The 17,162-nt window shown below is 62.6% G+C and carries 22 protein-coding genes and 1 tRNA gene; 14 read left to right on the forward strand and 9 right to left on the reverse strand.

Annotated features, from left to right (window positions below):
- Window positions 1-12: 12 nt before the first annotated feature.
- The 4 genes from ABH939_RS04690 to ABH939_RS04705 all read left to right on the forward strand — a co-directional run bounded on the left by ABH939_RS04690 (window position 13) and on the right by ABH939_RS04705 (window position 3,909).
- Entirely contained in the window at window positions 13-1,392 is a 1,380-nt protein-coding gene (locus ABH939_RS04690) for a HAMP domain-containing sensor histidine kinase (protein WP_020908630.1), read from the forward strand.
- A gap of 226 nt (window positions 1,393-1,618) precedes the next feature.
- Entirely contained in the window at window positions 1,619-3,148 is a 1,530-nt protein-coding gene (locus ABH939_RS04695) for a S1C family serine protease (RefSeq protein WP_404649386.1), read from the forward strand.
- 80 nt (window positions 3,149-3,228) lie between these two features.
- Window positions 3,229-3,726, forward strand: a complete 498-nt coding sequence (locus tag ABH939_RS04700; RefSeq protein ID WP_176720912.1) for a molybdenum cofactor biosynthesis protein B — start codon at window positions 3,229-3,231, stop codon at window positions 3,724-3,726.
- A gap of 6 nt (window positions 3,727-3,732) precedes the next feature.
- On the forward strand, window positions 3,733-3,909 hold the full coding sequence (locus tag ABH939_RS04705) for a hypothetical protein (protein WP_003946347.1): 177 nt from the start codon (window positions 3,733-3,735) through the stop codon (window positions 3,907-3,909).
- Window positions 3,910-3,968: 59 nt separating this feature from the next.
- Here ABH939_RS04705 and mscL read toward each other — a convergent pair whose 3' ends face one another.
- From mscL to ABH939_RS04725, 4 genes are all read right to left on the reverse strand, one after another.
- The gene (gene mscL, locus ABH939_RS04710; protein ID WP_404649388.1) at window positions 3,969-4,391 is read right to left on the reverse strand and encodes a large conductance mechanosensitive channel protein MscL; all 423 of its coding nucleotides are present in this window, start codon (window positions 4,389-4,391) and stop codon (window positions 3,969-3,971) included.
- A 99-nt stretch (window positions 4,392-4,490) separates the two neighbouring features.
- Window positions 4,491-5,237, reverse strand: coding sequence for an SAF domain-containing protein (locus tag ABH939_RS04715; protein WP_404649390.1), 747 nt, complete (start codon window positions 5,235-5,237; stop codon window positions 4,491-4,493).
- 77 nt (window positions 5,238-5,314) lie between these two features.
- Window positions 5,315-5,626, reverse strand: coding sequence for an FmdB family zinc ribbon protein (locus ABH939_RS04720; RefSeq protein ID WP_003946378.1), 312 nt, complete (start codon window positions 5,624-5,626; stop codon window positions 5,315-5,317).
- Window positions 5,627-5,737: 111 nt separating this feature from the next.
- Window positions 5,738-6,316 carry a 5-formyltetrahydrofolate cyclo-ligase gene (locus ABH939_RS04725; RefSeq protein WP_007727530.1) on the reverse strand — a complete coding sequence of 193 codons (579 nt, stop codon included), beginning with the start codon at window positions 6,314-6,316 and terminating at the stop codon, window positions 5,738-5,740.
- 59 nt (window positions 6,317-6,375) lie between these two features.
- Here ABH939_RS04725 and ABH939_RS04730 point away from each other — a divergent pair, with 59 nt between their 5' ends.
- From ABH939_RS04730 to ABH939_RS04750, 5 genes are all read left to right on the forward strand, one after another.
- A complete protein-coding gene (locus tag ABH939_RS04730; RefSeq protein WP_003946415.1) occupies window positions 6,376-7,287 on the forward strand; it encodes a UTP--glucose-1-phosphate uridylyltransferase in 912 nt (303 codons plus the stop codon).
- A 125-nt stretch (window positions 7,288-7,412) separates the two neighbouring features.
- A complete protein-coding gene (glp, locus tag ABH939_RS04735) occupies window positions 7,413-8,672 on the forward strand; it encodes a gephyrin-like molybdotransferase Glp (protein WP_003946353.1) in 1,260 nt (419 codons plus the stop codon).
- Window positions 8,673-8,693: 21 nt separating this feature from the next.
- Window positions 8,694-9,329 carry a GNAT family N-acetyltransferase gene (locus ABH939_RS04740; protein ID WP_007727523.1) on the forward strand — a complete coding sequence of 212 codons (636 nt, stop codon included), beginning with the start codon at window positions 8,694-8,696 and terminating at the stop codon, window positions 9,327-9,329.
- Between the two features lie 267 nt (window positions 9,330-9,596).
- Entirely contained in the window at window positions 9,597-10,331 is a 735-nt protein-coding gene (gene glpR, locus ABH939_RS04745) for a gephyrin-like molybdotransferase receptor GlpR (RefSeq protein ID WP_007727521.1), read from the forward strand.
- 102 nt (window positions 10,332-10,433) lie between these two features.
- Window positions 10,434-10,509 (forward strand) — tRNA-Ala (locus ABH939_RS04750).
- A 292-nt stretch (window positions 10,510-10,801) separates the two neighbouring features.
- Here ABH939_RS04750 and ABH939_RS04755 read toward each other — a convergent pair.
- Both ABH939_RS04755 and ABH939_RS04760 read right to left on the reverse strand, forming a co-directional pair.
- Window positions 10,802-11,056, reverse strand: a complete 255-nt coding sequence (locus tag ABH939_RS04755; protein WP_156665934.1) for a hypothetical protein — start codon at window positions 11,054-11,056, stop codon at window positions 10,802-10,804.
- Between the two features lie 2 nt (window positions 11,057-11,058).
- Window positions 11,059-11,814: a hypothetical protein gene (locus ABH939_RS04760; RefSeq protein ID WP_404649391.1), complete on the reverse strand. Its 756-nt coding sequence runs from the start codon at window positions 11,812-11,814 to the stop codon at window positions 11,059-11,061.
- A gap of 178 nt (window positions 11,815-11,992) precedes the next feature.
- Between ABH939_RS04760 and ABH939_RS04765 the strand changes: the two genes are divergently transcribed.
- Both ABH939_RS04765 and ABH939_RS04770 read left to right on the forward strand, forming a co-directional pair.
- Window positions 11,993-12,493: an ImmA/IrrE family metallo-endopeptidase gene (locus tag ABH939_RS04765; RefSeq protein ID WP_404649393.1), complete on the forward strand. Its 501-nt coding sequence runs from the start codon at window positions 11,993-11,995 to the stop codon at window positions 12,491-12,493.
- Window positions 12,490-13,491, forward strand: coding sequence for a hypothetical protein (locus tag ABH939_RS04770; RefSeq protein ID WP_003946245.1), 1,002 nt, complete (start codon window positions 12,490-12,492; stop codon window positions 13,489-13,491). Before ABH939_RS04765 ends, ABH939_RS04770 begins: the two co-directional genes overlap by 4 nt.
- A 60-nt stretch (window positions 13,492-13,551) precedes the next feature.
- On the opposite strand, the gene ABH939_RS04775 is transcribed toward ABH939_RS04770, so the two are convergent.
- The gene (locus ABH939_RS04775; protein ID WP_003946231.1) at window positions 13,552-13,968 is read right to left on the reverse strand and encodes a helix-turn-helix domain-containing protein; all 417 of its coding nucleotides are present in this window, start codon (window positions 13,966-13,968) and stop codon (window positions 13,552-13,554) included.
- A gap of 491 nt (window positions 13,969-14,459) precedes the next feature.
- On the opposite strand from ABH939_RS04775, the gene ABH939_RS04780 reads away from it, so the two are divergent.
- From ABH939_RS04780 to ABH939_RS04790, 3 genes are all read left to right on the forward strand, one after another.
- The gene (locus ABH939_RS04780) at window positions 14,460-14,603 is read left to right on the forward strand and encodes a hypothetical protein (protein ID WP_007729030.1); all 144 of its coding nucleotides are present in this window, start codon (window positions 14,460-14,462) and stop codon (window positions 14,601-14,603) included.
- 145 nt (window positions 14,604-14,748) lie between these two features.
- Entirely contained in the window at window positions 14,749-15,594 is an 846-nt protein-coding gene (locus ABH939_RS04785) for an SDR family oxidoreductase (RefSeq protein WP_404649394.1), read from the forward strand.
- A gap of 48 nt (window positions 15,595-15,642) precedes the next feature.
- Window positions 15,643-16,125 (forward strand): DUF2505 domain-containing protein, encoded by a 483-nt coding sequence (locus ABH939_RS04790; RefSeq protein ID WP_030536322.1) that lies wholly within the window; start codon window positions 15,643-15,645, stop codon window positions 16,123-16,125.
- On the opposite strand, the gene soxR is transcribed toward ABH939_RS04790, so the two are convergent.
- Entirely contained in the window at window positions 16,111-16,590 is a 480-nt protein-coding gene (soxR, locus tag ABH939_RS04795; RefSeq protein ID WP_003946250.1) for a redox-sensitive transcriptional activator SoxR, read from the reverse strand. The two genes, ABH939_RS04790 and soxR, sit on opposite strands and share 15 nt — an antisense overlap.
- 5 nt (window positions 16,591-16,595) lie before the next feature.
- A complete protein-coding gene (locus ABH939_RS04800; protein WP_003946270.1) occupies window positions 16,596-17,084 on the reverse strand; it encodes an FABP family protein in 489 nt (162 codons plus the stop codon).
- Window positions 17,085-17,162 lie beyond the last annotated feature (78 nt).

Below are 17,162 nucleotides of genomic sequence, written 5' to 3' on the forward strand. Positions count from 1 at the left end.
GCGTCCGTCGAAATGCGCCCGCCGATGCCACTGACCCGTTCGGTGTCATTGCGTTGGCGTGTGACGCTGCTCGCCGCGTCGGTGGTGGCCATTGCCGTCGCAGTCATGGCGATCGCTGCCTACGCGGTGGTTTCGCGTGCGCTCTACGCGGACGTCGATCACCAGTTGCGTACCAGGGCAGCGGTGCTCATCGACAGCAATGTCGTGCGATTCGATCCTCGCTACATCTCCGGTGCGACGCTGTACACCACCGACATCAGTGTGGCCCTGATCTTCTCGGACCTGAGCACGTACCAGCCGCCCGGTTCCGACGTGCCGATCGGTGAAGCCGAAGACGCCGTAGCGCGTGGCGAATCGGATTCCTCGCTGCGAACCGTCGACGGTCAGCGAGTGCTGGCTCAACGAACCCATGACGGCAGCACTTTGGTGATCGGTCAGCGGCTCGCGCCGACCGTTGCGGTACTGGACCGTCTGGCCTGGGTGCTCTTCGTGGTCGGCGGGTGTGGCGTCATACTTGCGGCAGTGGCGGGTACTACCGTGGGCCGCACCGGTTTACGACCCATTGCCAGGCTGACTGCTGCCACCGAACGAGTCGCTCGGACCGACGATCTGACGCAGATCCCCGTTACCGGCAGCGACGAATTGGCGCGCCTGACAGAGAGTTTCAACACGATGCTGCGGGCGCTCGCCGAGTCCCGTGAGCGTCAGTCGCGCCTCGTCGCGGACGCCGGACACGAGTTGCGGACGCCGTTGACTTCGTTGCGCACCAACATGGAATTGCTGATCGCGTCAAGTCGCCCCGGTGCGCCGCAGATTCCCGACGAGGACATGGCAGAACTTCGTGCCGACGTCGTCGCGCAGATCGAGGAACTGTCGACTCTGGTCGGCGACCTCGTCGACCTGGCCCGTGAAGACGCACCCGAAACCGTGTACGAGCGCGTCGACGTCAGCGACGTCGTCGAGCGTGCGCTCGAACGAGCGCGGCGCAGGCGCAACGAAATCGAGTTCGAGGCGGTCACCACTCCGTGGTACGTCTACGGAGATCAAGCGGGCCTGTCGCGTGCCGTGCTGAACGTCCTCGACAACGCTGCGAAGTGGAGTCCGAAGGGCGAACAGGTACGCGTCGAAATGCGACCGGTGGGTCAAGGATTGTTGGAATTGACCGTAAGTGATGCGGGACCTGGCATTCCGGAGGAGGATCGGGAGTTGGTGTTCGATCGTTTCTACCGGTCGACTGCGGCACGTTCGATGCCGGGATCGGGTCTGGGACTTGCGATTGTGCGTCAGGTCGTCGTCAAGCACGGCGGCACCATCGCGATCGACGAATCCGATCGTGGGGGAGCGCTTGTTCGTATCGTGCTTCCCGGTGAACCGGGGCCGAGTGCCGAGTAGTGTGTTCTGTAGACCCGTTGGTCCCTCGCTTCGGTGACTGACGTCACGGCTTAATGCGTTCGGCCCGAAAGTCTTTCGGGCCGAACCGACAACACCGGTTTTTCACGTCGAACTCTGGGTAAAGTGACAGGCACGTCTCAGCGCCTTCTCAGCAGCGCAAGGCAGCATTGTCGGCAGAACAGTTGTGACTGCCCGTCCGGTGGTCACCGTAGACGAAAGCGAGCCGATGACCGAGGACCGTAACGTCGGGCCGACCCGGCCCGAGCAGCCCAACAGCGAGCCCACCACCCAGGCGCAGCCGACAGCACCTCAAGCACAGCCGACAGCACCTCAGGCACAGCCTCCCGTGCCGCCGCAGCAGCCTCAGGGGCAGGCGCCTCAGCAGCCGTACCAGCCGACCGAATCGTTCGCCCGACCCGCCGAAGCCCGACCCACTGAAGGCCGGCCCACCGAAGCCTTCGGGCAGGCGCAGCAGCAGCAGCAGCCCACGCAGGCTTTCGGCCACCCGCACGGTGCCCATGAGGCCGCGTACCAGCAGAGCGCCCCGTACGGCGCACCCAACCCTGGTGGCCCCGGCGGTCCGAACGGCCCGGGCGGCGGCCACAACCAGATCCCCGCACCGCTGCAGGGGCCGAACTCCGGTTCGACCACCACCAAGCCGAAGTCGGGACGCATGGCGCTGGTTGCCGGCGCTCTCGCCCTGGTCCTGGTCAGTGGTGGTGTCGGTGGCGTGGTCGGCGCCGTCGTCGCGGACCGCAACGGTGGAACTGCGACGGTCACCAACTCTCTGAACGCTCCGAAGCCCACTGCGACCAACACGTCCAACGCTCCCGCCGGCTCGGTTCAGGCCGTTGCCTCGAAGGTCGTGCCCAGCGTCGTGCAGATCGAGGTAGCCACCGCGCAGGGACAGGGGGGTGAGGGCTCCGGTGTCATCCTGTCCTCCGACGGTCTGATCCTGACCAACAACCACGTTGCCGGCGCACAGGGAGCGCAACTTCGCGTTGCGTTCTCCGACGGAACCAAGGCCTCGGCCACTCTGGTCGGTGCCGACCCCGTCTCCGACATCGCCGTGATCAAGGTCGACGGTCGCAACGACCTCACGCCCATCGATCTCGGCAACTCCGGCGACGTCCAGGTCGGACAGCAGGTGGTTGCCGTCGGGTCCCCGCTCGGCCTGGCCGGCACGGTCACCGAAGGCATCATCTCCGCACTCGATCGCCCGGTCTCCACGAGCGGCGAGTCCGGCAACCAGAACACCGTCATCGACGCTCTGCAGACCGACGCAGCGATCAACCCCGGCAACTCCGGTGGCGCCCTCGTCAACATGGACGGCCAGCTGATCGGCATCAACACGGCGATCGCCTCGCTCGGAGCGTCGTCGGGTACCCAAGGCGGTTCGATCGGCCTCGGTTTCGCCATCCCGATCGATCAGGCACGCCGCGTCGCCGACGAACTGATCAAGACCGGCAAGGCGACTCAGGCCATGATCGGCGTGACCGTGCCGTCGCAGGACAACGCCGACGGCGCAACCGTCATGGATGTCACTGCTGACGGGCCGGCCGCCAAGGCCGGTATCCCGAAGGGTGCAGTCATCACCAAGGTCGACGATCGTGTTGTCGCAGATGGTGATTCGCTGATCGCGGCAGTGCGTTCACATGCTCCTGGCGACAAGGTCTCGATCACGTACAGCGACGGCGGGCAGACCAAGACCGTCGACGTCACGTTGGGAACCGCGGCAGCGCAGGGCGGTCGATGATGTTCGGCGATCAGCAGACGATCGACCCGATCTTCGGCCAGATCGCAACGGCGTCGGGATCGGACACTACGGTAGGAGTCATGGAACTCGAAGCCACATCGGCCGGCCGCGCTCTGGTCGTCATCGTCGACGATCGCACAGCCCACGGCGACAACACCGACTCCATCGGTCCACTGGTCACGGAACTGCTGAACGAAGCGGGTTTTCTCGTCGATGCGACGGTCGCCGTCGCCGCCGACGAAGTGGAGATCCGCAACGCTCTCAACACCGCAGTCATCGGTGGCGTCGACCTCGTCATCTCGGTCGGCGGTACCGGGGTATCCCCGCGTGACGTCACTCCTGACGTGACCGCTGAGGTTCTCGATCGCGAGATCCCGGGAATTGCCGAAGCACTTCGTGCTTCCGGTCTTTCGGCCGGATCGCTCGAAGCAGGCTTGTCCCGCGGCCTCGTCGGGGTTTCGGGAAGCACCGTGGTCGCCAATCTGGCGTCGACCAGGCCGGCAATTCGCGACGGCATGGCAACCCTGACAGCTTTGGCGAGTCACGTGATCGCCGAGCTGTCCAGCCTCGAGGGCTGAGACAGCTTGTCGGAGCAACCAGATACCCCGAAGAAGCCGTCAGTCGACAAGAAGCGCCTGGCGCGCATCTTCGGGGACGTCTTTCCCGAGACGACGTCGGACGAGCGGGGTCCCGAAGGATCCTCGCGGTCCTCGGACGACGACTGGCTGCGCAGTCAGCGGCCCCCGCACCACGGCGGTTGAGAAGTAAATCAGGCCCCCGGACAATTGTCCGAGGGCCTGATTTGATCTGTGGGCACTGCCTATTCGAGAGACTTGGCGTGCGCTCCCGTGTCGCCGCCACCGGCATTGGCCGAGAGGATGTCGCGGATCTGGATGAGCAGATCGGTTTCGCTGGCTTCCTTGTCCTCGGGCTCGGAGACGAACTTCTTCTTCGCCGCATTCGCAGGGACGATCAGCACGAAGTAGACGACCGCTGCGATGATGATGAAGTTGATGATCGCGGTGACGACCGCACCGAAGTTCAGGAACGTCTCAGCGGAGTCACCCGTCAGCTGAATGCCCCACCCGTATTCGTTGGCTCCGCCAATCGAAGCGACAAGTGGGTTGATGATATTGCTGGTGAAGGCAGTCACGATGGCGGTGAAGGCCGCGCCGATGACCACTGCGACGGCCAGGTCGAGCACGTTTCCGCGAAGCAGGAAGTCCTTGAATCCCTTGAGCATGTCGGTGTCCCCTCGAGTCTCCGATGGCAAGTGCCAGATGGTCCGTTGATACCGAACCGACTGGAAAAATCCTAGAGGAGCTTCGGACGCTTTGTGCGGTCAGCGGAATGTCACGGTGATCGCATTGGACAGAGATGCCGCGGCTACGACGTTGGCTGCTGGTGTCGGCAGGGCCAGCAAAATCACCTGTTCCTGCTGGTTACGTGCACTTTCCGACGTGGTGACCAACGCGACTACCGCTCCTGCCGCAAGAATTTGTGGGGCCTTGTCTGCAACTGATTCGTTGGGTGTGTCGGGGTGGGGCGTGTCTGGGCGGGATGTGTCAGGGCCGACGGTCAGGACGTCGACGACGTCCCCGCTCCGCAACATGTCCGCGACGGCCGCATCGGCCAATCGGACGGGGACGATGCGGGCGTCGTCGGTTCCTACCGACAACCCGGCCAGCCGTCGGTTGAGAACGCGCACGTCGGTGACGGTTTCTCCGGAGCGAATCGGGCCGGCAACGGTTCTTCCGACCACCAGGTCGGTGTCGGAGACAACTCCTTCGGGAAGTTGTTTCGAGTCGATCTCTCGCATCTCGACATCCGAATCCGCAATCACCTGCCCCGGAGTGAGATCGCGGCTCGAGACAACTACGGCGACCGTATCGGTCGTGGGATCGCCTCGAAAGAAGAGAACAACGCCGAGTGTGGCGAGGACAACGGCTGCGATCTTACGGACTGTCGCCGTGCGGAATCGTGTGCCCCGTGTCAGTTCGACGACGCGATCGAAGGTGCTCGGGCTGAGATCGAGTTGGGCGCGCAGTGGATCGGAGCGCCTCGGCGAGCGAGAACGTGCTGACGGCATTCATGCACGTTAGGGCCGGAAGCGGTGCTTCCGGCCCTAACAATGTGAACCTGTGGACAACCCGGAGGTTGTGGAAATCAGCTCGCGGCAGCCTTTGCGGGCGCCGGCGTGCTGGTCGACGAACTCGATGTCGAAGAGGAGTCCGACTTGGACTCGGACTTCGCAGCGGGTGCCGAATCGCTCTTGGCCGGCTCGCTCGCAGTCCCGGAGCCGCCGCGGCTGTCGGTGCGGTAGAAGCCGCTGCCCTTGAACACGATGCCAACAGAGTTGAACAGCTTGCGGAGCTTGCCTGAGCAAGCTGGGCAGACCGTCAGCGAATCTTCGCTGAAGGACTGGACGATGTCGAAACGGTTGTCACATTCCGTACATGCGTATGAGTAGGTGGGCACCGGGCTTCCTCCGCACTGTGATGTTCGAGCAGCCGCGTATTTACACCGCAGCCTTTAGCACTCTACAAGTGACAGTGCCAACAGCGCTAATCAGGGATCTATTCCCGCAGATCAATCGCCTTTGAGTTGCGTGAGGCCGCCGCGCGGCGTCAATGCCCAGCCCATGGGAATGTCGTGGTCGTCGGCAGGCAAGGCCTCGACGAGTTCGGAGTCTCTGACAATTGCCACGAGCCGAGTCTGTGGTCCGACCGACCCGAGCGTCCGGTCGTAGAAGCCTGCGCCACGGCCGAGGCGTGTTCCACGAAGATCCACCGCGAGAGCAGGGATCAGCATGCATTCCACGTCGGACAGGGTTTCCGGTGGTAGGACGGGTCCGACAGGCTCCCGAATGCCGTACTTCGCGGAGCGCAAACCGTCCGCGCCGCTGTACTCGACCCAGGACAACGGTCCCGGCTCCCCGGTGATCGGAAGTAGTACACGCTGAGCGATCTCGGCAACGGCGTCGAGCAAATCGGTGGATCCTGGTTCGGTGCGGGTGGGGACGTACGCACAGACGACCGAGCCGTCGACAATCACTGAACGTATGTGCGTGATCAACGCCGCAGTTTCCGTGTTTCGAGTGTGCTCGGAGACTTCATCACGTGCTGCGAGTGTGATTTGTCGCCATTGTGCTTTTGTCTGAGGTGTCACCCCGCAACGATATTCGTCGTGCTGACCGAGCGGTAACAAGCGGCGGCTAAGGTGTTGGCATGACAGACGTTGTCGCTAGCAGCACGAGGGCCTTCCGTACGGCCGTGGTACCCGCAGCCGGACTTGGTACGCGTTTCCTGCCTGCCACCAAGACGGTTCCGAAAGAATTGCTGCCGGTCGTGGACACACCGGGTATCGAACTGGTGGCAGGTGAAGCTGCGGACTCGGGAGCCGAGCGGCTCGTCATCGTGACGTCCCCGGGCAAAGACGGCGTGGTTGCACACTTCGTCGAGGATCTCGTACTCGAAAGCAAGCTGGAAGCAAGCGGAAAACTCGCTGCCCTGGCGAAGGTGCGCAAAGCGCCGGGTTTGCTCGAAGTCGACTCCGTGATTCAGGAGCAGCCCCTCGGCCTCGGGCATGCAGTCGGTTGCGTCGAGTCGGTTCTCGACGACGACGAAGATGCCATCGCGGTCCTTCTGCCCGATGATCTCGTACTACCGCGTGGCGTCCTGGAGATCATGGCGCGAGTTCGGGCCAAGCGCGGCGGGTCCGTTCTCTGTGCAATCGACGTCCCGAAAGACGCAGTCAGCGCTTACGGCGTCTTCGACGTCGAGATCGTTCCCGACGCGGTCAATCCCGACGTCCTCAAGGTCGTCGGCATGGTCGAGAAGCCGGCTGTGGAAGACGCGCCGTCGACCTTTGCCGCTGCAGGTCGCTATCTGCTCGATCGTGCGATCTTCGACGCACTTCGTCGCATCGAGCCGGGAGCCGGCGGTGAGTTGCAACTCACCGACGCCATCGCTCTCCTGATTTCCGAGGGCCATCCGGTTCACGTGGTGGTGCACCGCGGAACGCGTCATGACCTGGGCAACCCCGGCGGGTACCTCCGCGCTTCGGTGGACCTGGCACTCGACAGTGACGATTACGGCCCGTCCTTGCGTAAGTGGCTCGCGGATCGGCTCGACCGCTGAGCGTGTCGCCACGGTGGTTGATCGCCCGATAACGCAGTATCAATGTGCTTGTCCCTTTTCGGCGGCAAGGCATCATGAGCTGACGGATATCACCGAATTTCCAGACACAGGAGGACGCGGACCAGATGCGGTCGGTTGAGGAGCAGCAGACCAGGGTTACCGCTGCTGCAGTGGCACCCCGTCCGGTTCGGGTCGCCATCTCGGAGGCGCAGGGACTGCTGTGTGCCGAGGAAGTGGTGACCGAACGCCCATTGCCGGGATTCGATCAAGCTGCCATCGACGGTTACGCGGTTCGCAGTGTCGATGTCGCCGGCGCCGGAGCCGACCTCCGAGGCGAGGACGGCGAGCCTACCGACCTCAGCTTGCCGGTGGTCGGTGAGGTGACGGCGGGCTCACGCCAACCGATCCGCTTGCAACCTCGCCAGGCCGTCCGAGTCGACACCGGCGCGCCTTTGCCCACGCTGGCCGACGCAGTTCTTCCGCTCGAGAACACCGACGGCGGTCGCGCTCGCGTTCGGATCTTCGAGCCGGTGCGTTCGGGCGATTACGTTCGCCGTGCAGGCGACGACGTCCAGCCGGGCGACGTGGCCGTTCGGGCAGGCACCATCATCGGAGCCGCACAGGTCGGGTTGCTTGCCGCGGTCGGCCGCGACAAAGTACTCGTCCATCCGCGTCCGCGCCTCTCCGTCATCAGCGTCGGTGGAGAACTCGTCGACGTGGATCGCACGCCGGGGCCTGGTCAGGTTTACGACGTCAATTCGTATGCCCTCGCCGCCGCAGCGCGCGATGCCGGCGCCGACGTCAATCGTGTGGGAATCGCAGGCAACGACTCTCGTCGTCTTCGCGAAGTAGTCGAGGGACAGCTGATTCGCTCGGAAATCGTTGTCATCGCCGGTGCCGTGGGCGGCGGAGCGTCCGACGAGGTTCGTGAGGCGCTTGCCGACCTGGGGACACTCGAGGTGGAGCGCGTTGCCATGCATCCGGGATCGGTGCAAGGCTTCGGAAAGCTGGGAAGGGACGAGGTTCCGACCTTTCTCCTACCGTCCAACCCGGTCAGCGCACTGGTGGTATTCGAAGTCATGGTTCGCCCGCTGATCAGAATCGCGCTCGGACGCCGCCAGCCGATGCGGCGAGTAGTGAAGGCGCGGACAGTGGGAACGATCACGTCGATTGCCGATCGCAAGGGTTTTCTGCGTGGTCAGCTGATGCGTGACGAAGCGACAGGGGAGTACCTGGTGCAGGCCCTCGGGGGTGCGCCCGGTGCGTCCTCACATCTCCTCGCGACCTTGGCGGAAGCCAATTGCTTGGTTCTGGTCGATCGAGACGTCACCGAAGTGCACATCGGTGAAGAAGTCGACGTAGCTTTTCTCGCCCAACGTGGGTAACGCCGACCCGAGTGGGGTGTGATGTCAGTCCATCCAGGATGGCCGGAAGATCTCGGCCCGCTGCGAGTGCCCGCGGGAGTGGTGACCGTCCGCCCCGTGAAGCTCCGTGACGCTGCTGTGTGGAGTCGTCTCCGCATTCGCGATCGCGAGCACCTCGAGCCGTGGGAGCCCACCGGAGAATCGCCCTGGGATGCTCGCCACCACATCACCGTCTGGCCGTCCCTGTGCGGAAACCTTCGCTCCGAAGCGCGCAAGGGCAGGATCCTTCCCCTGGTGATCGAACTCGACGGGAAGTACTGCGGGCAGGTCACCATCGGAAATGTGGTGCGCGGCGCTCTGCGGTCCGCCTGGGTGGGCTATTGGGTCGCCTCGCACGTGACCGGTGGGGGCGTAGCCACAGCTGCCGTTGCACTCACACTCGATCACGCATTCTCGAAGGTCGGTCTGCATCGAGTGGAGGCCACTGTTCGGCCGGAGAACGCGTCGAGTCGCGCAGTCCTACGAAATGTGGGGTTCCGGGAGGAAGGTCTTCTCAAGCGCTACCTCGATGTCGACGGCCAATGGCGTGATCATCTTCTGGTCGGAATGACCATCGAGGAAGTACCCACCACCGTCGTCGACAGATTGGTGCGGTCCGGACGTGCTTCGTGGGTGTGACGAAGACGGCGCCAGAAGCGTGAGAAACGCGAGCTAAACAGCAGTTACCGCTGAGTAGTCCTACTTTCGGGCGGGAAAATGTGGTTTTTGATTCAACCAGAACTTGAGACTTTTGGGACTGAACCGGAAGTTCAGTTCGGTACGCGTGTGACACATGAGTATGGTGGGGTTCGGCGCGTCGGCAACGATGCGAGGGCGTCGGCCGTTAACCTTGACTCGTCAACGGCTGGCATAGGTGCTGGTAGGTGATCGGGAGGAGGCCGCGGCATGCCTAGCTCATTCGTGTGGATCGGGCTGGTGGCCGTGTGGCTGTTCGTCCTGGTGCCGATGCTTGTCAACAAGCGCCCCAGGATCCGGCAGACGAGTGACGCGGCACTCGCGACTCGAGTACTCCACCGCGGCGACAGCAACCCTGTTCAGCGCGGGCCGGCAGCAGGACATCGAAGCGATCCGAACTGGCAACCAGAACCAGTGCGCAGCAGCTACGACGCGGAGGACCAGATGGACACTCACGCAGAAGACGACTACGCCGGCGGTCGTGCACCGGTCGGAGAATTTGTTCCGGTTCGGCGCGGCCGAGGCGGATTCGACCCCGAAGCGGATGCCATCGCCCGGGAGGCGCGGTATGCATTCCGTCAGCGGACATTGCTGGGACTTGCGTTCGTCGCGATTCTCTCGGGCGCTCTCGCATTGATCATCTCGCCGATGGTGTGGTGGTTGTTTGCGCTGACCGTGTGCGGCCTCGGCGGGTACATGGCGTACTTGCGTCGGCAGGTTCGGATCGAGCAAGAGATTCGCCGCCGTCGTACCGAACGCCTCAACCGATCGCGACTCGGAGTCGAATCGCACACCGACGAAGAGCTTCGCCTGATTCCGGCGCGACTGCGTCGGCCAGGAGCGGTTGTCCTCGAGGTCGACGACGAAGATCCGGTGTTCGATCACCTGGATCACTACGAAGAAGAGATCAGGCACACCGAGATGCGTCGCGCGTCCGGTCAGTGATCTTCTGGGCCGATCTTGTCGGGCCGAAAGTTCGTGTCGGGTGATTCCAACGGGAGTATTCGTTCCTGTTAGAGTTGCCGAGCACCGCTGAGGCGGTGGCACGGGGCTGTGGCGCAGTTGGTAGCGCGCTTCGTTCGCATCGAAGAGGTCAGGGGTTCGATTCCCCTCAGCTCCACCAAGAAGTACCAGCGAAAAGGGTCTTTCAACGAAAGTTGAACGACCCTTTCCTGCATTTTCAGGGCCTGCCCGAATTGCGAAGATTCGATCTGAGTGTGCGCCGTTTCATACGATTGCGACCGCTGATCCGGACCGTTGAGCTTCCAAGTGAGGGATGATCCTTGGGCGGATACATGTTTGCCGGAAATGTAACGAGGGTGTGTCCGGTGCGATAGGCACGGTGAGTCTGCCGCAGTTTTCCGCAGGTCGGACGTATGTGTCGGGGAGGAATGTCGATGAGCCAGCCACGACGGCTAGCGATGATGCTTGTTGCTGTGATGTGCCTGATGGGTATCGGCGTCCTTGCCGTATCGGTCTTCCCCGCCATCGTCGCCGCCCAACCTGGCGGCAACAGCGGTGGTGGCAACAACGGCAATGGAAACGGCAATTACGGCAACAACGGTGGCAATAACAACGGCAACGGTGGCGGCAACAACGGCAACGGTGGCGGCAACAACGGCAACGGTGGCGGCAACAACGGCAACGGCAACTATGGCTGGCATTGTCACCGTCACAACTGCGGCACGACCGTAATTCCGACACCGACCACGACGACTGAGCCGACCACGACTGAGCCGACGACGACTGAGCCGACGACGACTGAGCCGACGACGACTGAGCCGACGACCACGACTGAGCCGACGACCACGACTGAGCCGACGACCACGACTGAGCCGACGACCACGACTGAGCCGACGACCACGACTGAGCCGACCACGACGACTGAGCCGACGACCACGACTGAGCCGACGACCACGACTGAGCCGACCACGACGACTGAGCCGACCACGACTGAGCCGACCACGACGACTGAGCCGACCACGACGACTGAGCCGACCACGACGACTGAGCCCACGACGACTGAGCCGACCACGACGACTGAGCCCACGACCAACCCTTCGGCGTCGCAACGTCCGAGCAGCAGCGCTTCCCCCGCGACCAACGCAACTTCGCAGACCGAGAGTCCTTCGAGCCAAGCACCCTCCGAGACACAGTCTCCTTCCGAATCGCAGCCGAGTTCCGAGCAGTCGTCCGCGGTAGCGGCTCCGCCGGCTGGACCGTCTGATCCGCAGGGACCGTCAGCGGGCGGCGGAGCGCCTGCACCCTCTGCCGGTGGACCGGCAAACGCTGCGCCGGGCGCAGTCGCAGCCCCTTCCGCACCCGAGGTTCTGGCCGCACCCGCACCCGTAGCTCCGCAGGCACCGTCGAACGTTCCGAACGTCGCGGCTCCGACTGACAACCCGCAGGCATTTCCGACGGCGTTCACTCAAGGGCTTCCGCCGATTCTCAACGCCGCCGCCGTCGCCGGCGGTGTAGGCGGAATGGCAGTGGTAGCGGCCGGTGCGGGAGCACTGACTTTCCGCGGAGCATCGCTGCAGAAGGCACGATTGGCTGCCGCGCGTGCCGAATTCCTGGCACCCGGATCACAGGGAGGTGCGTGAGTCGTGCCGGACAGACGTTCACATCGCCGCGTTCTGGCCGCGGTGGATGCCGTATGCGACGCAGCAGCGTCGTCGGAGGCAGTGTCACTGCTGACGGTAGTGCAGACAGTCGCCCGCGAGCGTGGGCGCCCGATCGAGATCGATCTGGAAACCCCTCTCGCCACCGGAGTGTGCGGTCAGCGCCGAGCCTACGACGACCACGACGTCATCGTCTTGGCCCCCGGACTTCCCAATGTCGAGCGAACTCTGGCACATGAGTTGGGGCACATAGTGTTTCGCCACGAGGGTGCCGAGATCGCCGAGGCGACGCTCGAGGTCAGTGACGATTTGATCGCCTACATGTTGAGTCAACGTTCTCTGCGGCGCGACGAACCCGTGCCGATGGACGACATCGCGGAGTGGGAAGCCGAGACGTTTGCGTCGATGTTGATCATGCGTCTGCGAACGATGAGTGGCCGTGGGACACCGCTGTCGGTGTTGCGGTACGACGAGGCGATCGGATGATCTTTTGGGCTGTGGCCCTTCTCGTCTGGGTTGCAGCCGGCGCGAGACTGGGTCGAGTTGTCGCGCGCACCGCGACGCCGTTGCGAATGTCGATGGTCTTCGCCGGCTTCTCGGTCGCATTGTCGTCGACGGTCATGGTGCCTGCGGTATGGGACATCGTCGATCGCATTGCGCCGGAGCAGCATGCCGCCGCGATGATCGTCATCGTCTTGTGGACAGCGTTGTCTGCGGCCAGTGCAGTCGGCGCCGTGTCTGCGTGGCCGGTGATGTCACGTCCGGCTATGCGCGGCCTCGCCACCGTGCTGTACTCGGTGGGGCTCCTGGTGGCGATCGCGGTTCTCTTCGGCTACCCGGCGCCGGCTCTGATCTTTATCATCGTCGCTCTGTCCCTTGTCATTTCGACGGGGCTACGGCACGTTGCGTGGGCGCCGTTGGGGCGCGGAATCGCGTTGATCGTGACCGGTTCGTCGATCCTGCTCGTCGTGGTCGTCGTGATGCTTGTCGAATCGATCGGTGGCACCGGCGCACTCGAATCGGATATCTGGACGGGCGCAGGGGTGTGGTTCATCGCTGCCTCGAGTGTTCTGATTGCGCTGGGCATCACGTGGGTGCTTCTCGAGACCTGGTTACGTGCGCGACGAGATCTGTACCGGCTGCGGCGGATGCACGCGCTTCTCGTCAAGCGATTCCCCGAGGTAGTCGACGCGGACAGCGCCGGGAGTACGTCTGTGCTGCGGGCATCGGACATGATCGCGCAGATCATGGATGCGATGTACATCCAGTCCGGCGCCGGGATGTTCGACGTCGGTGGTCAGGAACCGCCGCGGGCCGTCACTGCACACGCGGGGATTTTGGCGGGGTGGATCGCCGATCCCTTGGCCTCGGATGTGTTGGACACCAGGTGGATTGCGCCTCCTGAGAAGATGTCGGCGCGCCGATGGGTGTTGTTGTTGGCGAAAGAACTCGATGAAACGACAAAAGTAGGTCGACGTTCGTAGTCGACCTACTCCATGTCATTGCAGTGCTCGAGATCGAGTCAGTGCTTCAGCACGTTCACATCAGCGTGACGCGTCAGGCGGAACCTCTGGCAAACCTTCACTCGCGCGGAGCTTTTCAGCCATCGTGGTGAGTAGATTCTGCGATTCTTCCGAGAGGTCGAATGCACGGCTCGAGAGGCGGCGAAGCCCGTAGCCTTGGAGCTGTGAGAGCAGTTCGAGATCGTGATCGATCTTGGCTGCGTAGATGTCGTTGAAGAAGTAGTCGGGCTTCACCTTGAAGAACCGGGCGAAGGCTGCGACTGTCTCGTCTGAGGGGTTGGTGCGCTGTCCCGAGCGGAGCTGCGAGATGTACGGCTTGGAGATCTGATGGCCGTCTTCGATGAGCGCTGCCGCAACCTCGGCGTTGGTATGGGGTTTGCGCCCCGGAGGATGAACACTGTCGAACAGTTTGTTCAATCGTTCTGCAAAGTCAGCCATTGTGAACCGCCCCGTAATCCTCTCTAGCTAGCAATTGTCCGTTCAGTGAATCCTACGGTATCACGCGGATAACCGATCGGTAGCTCACCGTAGTCTGTTTAGTGGACTAGTTGTCAAATGTGTCCGAGATTCGATTCGTCCGGCCAATGAGTGCTCAGCTATGTCTCAGCGCACATTGAGTTTCCGCCACACGGAAATGTGCAGCTACGACTGCGCTATTCGAACCTTCCAGTACTTGGCCAATCCGCCCAATATCAAACCTTTTACCCGTTTTGGCGATATTAGCTATGCGTTAGCCTGGTTTTTCACAACTATTTCGATTGAAAAACTGCAGTTCAAGCGATGTTTGAAGGTTTGGGGTCGCGATCAGGGTGGCTGGTTGCGATGTCATGCGGATCACCTCGGGGTTGAACCTTGAACGGTTTGCCGGATTGCGATCTGTGCTAGCTAAACTCTCCGAGTGGGTGCAGAATTGTGACATGAAACACACGATGAGCGATGATGAATTGCGCCGCGCAATCCGTGAAATTCAGGATCGAGCCCACGACGCACGCAAGCGTGGGGACGATGTAGCGGCGGAAGAACTCGACCGTACGGTCAAGGGCTATCAAGAGCAGATGATGCAGCGTCTCTAGTGCTCGCTGCGGTCGTCTCTGTGCGGTGTTTGCGCGGAGGACGGCCGTGCCCCGCTGGTCGTCTTGCGTGTTTCAGGGCGGCCGCACCGTGCGTGCGTAGACTTTCCTGCATGTCCACAGTACGAGTGCGGGGGAGTGTTCATCCATGTCTGTAAGGTCGCTCGACGGCAAGAAATGCCTGATCACCGGCGCCGGTAGTGGAATTGGACGTGCAACTGCGCTGCGTGCATCAGAGGTCGGCGCCGAATTGTTTCTCACCGATATCAACAGCATCGGATTGGAAGAGACGGTCGCGATGGTCGGCGCCGGCGGCGGCACGGTCAGCATGGCGAAGGCACTCGATATCTCGGACTACGACGAGGTCGTGAAATTCGGTACCGAGATTCACACTCAATTTTCTTCGATGGATGTCGTCATGAATATCGCCGGCATTTCAGCGTGGGGAACTATCGAGAACCTCGAACATCGGCATTGGAAGTCCATGGTGGACGTCAACCTGATGGGGCCGATCCATGTCATGGAGACGTTTGTTCCACCCATGATTCGTGCCGGCAAGGGTGGACACCTGGTCAACGTGTCTTCGGCTGCCGGACTTTTGGCCCTGCCGTGGCACGCCGCCTACAGTGCGAGCAAGTTCGGCCTTCGCGGGGTGTCCGAGGTGCTGCGATTCGATCTGAAGCGGCACGGAATCGGGGTCAGTCTGGTTGTGCCGGGTGGGGTGAAGACGCCATTGGTGGGAACCGTGGAAATAGCGGGTATCGACAGGAACGACCCGCGGGTCGAAAAACTCACGCACCGGTTCGAGGCGCGTGCTGTCTCCCCGGAGAAGGTGGCGTCGTGCATTCTGCGGGGAATCGAGAAGAATACGTACCTCTTATATACGTCCAATGACATCCGATTCGGATACTGGTGGGCGCGCAAATTCGCCCTGCCTTACGAGTTCGTGATGCAAAAAGCGAACGACCAGTTCAGTAAATTGCTCAAGCGATGAGCGTTAACTCCGCCGGGACTTTTATCTAGTCGAATAGGGACCAAAGTCATGCCGAAGAGTTTTCACTTCGATATCGAATTCAAATATCCGATCGACGACGTGCATCGAACTTTGACCGACCCGAATTATTGGAAAGGCAGACTCGGAGACCTTTATGCCACCTCGGACATCGAAGTTCGAGACGGATCGATCGAAGTATCCGTGTCCGAGGAAATCGACTCCGCCTCCCTCCCGAGCCTGGTCGCCAAGGTTGCGCCGAGTCGGCTCGGTCTGAAACGGGTCGATCGGTGGGGACCTCTGTCAGACGGGCGTGCAGCAGGGTCGGTCACCGGAATCGCGCGGGGACTGCCGATCCGAATCGAGACGACGCTCGATCTCACCGCCGCCGAGTCCTGCACGCGGTTGGTCGTCGACGGAACGGCTGAGGTGAAGATGCCGATCATCGGCGGCCAGATCGAGAAGTTGCTGAAGAAGACCGTCGAGGACTTGCTGGGGCGCGATCGGGACGCCGTCGAGTCATTTCTCGCCTGAGCCTGCACCGAAATCTACTTCCAGAACGCGCGCACCCGGGCCGGCGGATGCGAGTTGATCGTGCGGGTTGGCGAGGGCGCACCCCTCCAACGAGAGGCACCCGCAACCGATGCAACCGGTGAGGTTGTCCCGTAGACGTTCCAGTTGCTCGATGCGTAGATCGAGGTGGCGCCGCCACCCGGTCGACAATCTTTCCCAATCTGCGCGGTTCGGGGTACGGCCTTCAGGAAGTGTGCCGAGGGCCTCTCTGATTTCCGACAGCGGAATGCCGACGCGTTGCGAGATTCTGATGAAGGCGACGCGTCGAAGCGTGTCTCGTTGGTATCGGCGCTGGTTTCCGCTGGTCCGGCGACTGACGATGAGGCCTTCTCGTTCGTAGAAATGCAGGGCCGAGACGGCGACACCGCTGCGCTCGGAGAGCTGGCCGGGCGTGAGTTCCTTTGCCTTCCACGACGGCATCTCCATGGCGACTACCGGTCCGTCGCGCGGTGGAGGGTGGCGTGGAGATGATGCGTCAGCGGGGTGTCGCCGTGCGCCATCCACAGGTCGTATGTCAGCGTGTCGCCCTGAACGCGCATGACTCGCCGAACGTCGTGAACCGGTTTTGCGTCGGGTGATGCTGCGAGCGTGAGACGGGTCAAGGCGAGAGTGCCTTCGGAGTCGAGGGTGCCGCGATGGATCTCGACGAATCCGGTGGGCTGGCTGACCAGCAATTCGAGCTCACCACCCGGTGTTGGGCGCAGGTATCCCGATTCCATGTGAAGCGGTCGTCCGTCGGGGAGCCCACGAGTGCGCGACGAGTAGGTGAGAAACGGTTTCGGGGTGGGCGCGAACTCGATCTCCTCGGAGTACTCGAAGTCGTCGATGGTGGGGAAATGTCCGGCTCCAGCGCCGACCCAGCGCCCGGTGAACCTCTCGATTCCGGCGCCGTTCAGCGCCGCCTGATCCGTACTACTCATTGCCTGGTCCTCTCGCCTGCGTCGGATCAGACGTTACGCGGGCCGGTACGACAGCTGCTTATCCCTGCTGGGTGGGGC

Origin of the sequence: Rhodococcus sp. 27YEA6 (genome assembly GCF_044908235.1) — a bacterium.
Taxonomy (GTDB): Bacteria; Actinomycetota; Actinomycetes; order Mycobacteriales; family Mycobacteriaceae; genus Rhodococcus_F; species Rhodococcus_F qingshengii.